General features: G+C 30.7%; 3 protein-coding genes. All 3 read left to right on the top strand.

The features are described 5' to 3' along the window. Positions 1-527, top strand: a 527-nt coding sequence (locus GQ590_RS12020) for an RHS repeat domain-containing protein (protein WP_305040792.1), incomplete at its 5' end; no start/stop codon positions are given. A 2-nt stretch (positions 528-529) separates the two neighbouring features. Then, on the top strand, positions 530-880 hold the full coding sequence (locus GQ590_RS12015) for a hypothetical protein (protein WP_160409291.1): 351 nt from the start codon (positions 530-532) through the stop codon (positions 878-880). 27 nt (positions 881-907) lie between these two features. Next, positions 908-1,070, top strand: a 163-nt coding sequence (locus GQ590_RS13000; protein ID WP_368669165.1) for an RHS repeat-associated core domain-containing protein, incomplete at its 3' end; no start/stop codon positions are given.

The following is a 1,070-nucleotide window of genomic DNA, read 5'->3' as shown; positions in this document are numbered from 1 at the left end:
GGCTTTATTATAATCGGTTTAGGTATTATAATCCTGAAACCGGCTTATATATAAGCCAAGATCCCATAAAACTGGCGGGTAACAATCCGAATTTTTATGCGTATACGTTTGATTCTAATTCGGAAGTTGACCCGTTGGGGTTGATGGTTCAGCCAGGCTCAGGCATAAAATATGAAGTTGGAATACATGAAGTTTTAAAAGTTAAAGGTGCAGGTATTGGTTTAGATTCTCATCATGTAGGACAAAAAGCAGTAATGAGTAAATTTATACCTGGATACGATTTAGAAAAAGCACCAGCTATATTAGTTCCTAAACAGGGTCATACAATAAAAGATCCTATAACAAACACTGTAGTTTCAAGGAGTACAAAAGGAATTAATTCAGCAAGAGATTTATTAGCTAGGGATATTAAGGAACTTAAAAGAGTATATCCAGATATTCCAAATTCAAAGCTAAAAGAGCTCATAGAGCTTAATAAACAAATGTATCCTGAAGCGTTTAAAAAACCTGAAATAAAATGTAAATAAATATGAACGATGTAGAATTTGTAAATAATATAATTATAGAAGTATTAAAAAATAATTTAGATCATTATAAAGATAATTTAAGTAATTTGGATAATAAACAAGATGAATTACCTGAAGGGGAATGGAAAAATGGAGTATCTCTTTATAATAAGTTAGATGTAAAAGACAAAGATAAATTTATATCTTTTTTAAAATTGTCAATTACAGATACAGTTTCTAATTTATTAGGTATTATTGACGGTGTTAGTTATCTGAAAGGACAAGAGGAAAATTTCCAATTTTTATATAAAGGAAAAAAACTTAATGGAAATCTACAAGATATATTTTTAGAACAAATGGAGAATAAAAATTGATGAGATAAATTCGGCAATTTATATTCCATATCGTTCCGGCAACCGGGGCAGTATGAAGACCAAGAACTAGACGGACTTTATTATAATCGGTTTCGATATTATAATCCTGAAACCGGCTTATATATTAGCCAAGATCCCATAAAACTGGCGGGGAACAACCCGAATTTTTATGCGTATGTGCATGATAGTA

The organism is Gilliamella sp. Lep-s35 (genome assembly GCF_009795845.1).
Lineage (GTDB): Bacteria > Pseudomonadota > Gammaproteobacteria > Enterobacterales > Orbaceae > Gilliamella.
Note: the sequence above shows the minus strand (reverse complement) of the source record. Positions and strands in the feature narration are given on the sequence as shown.

Bases quoted from the DNA above. Each gene is read 5' to 3' on its own strand.
- GQ590_RS12015 (WP_160409291.1), top strand. From the start codon at position 530: ATGAACGATGTAGAATTTGTAAATAATATAATTATAGAAGTATTAAAA.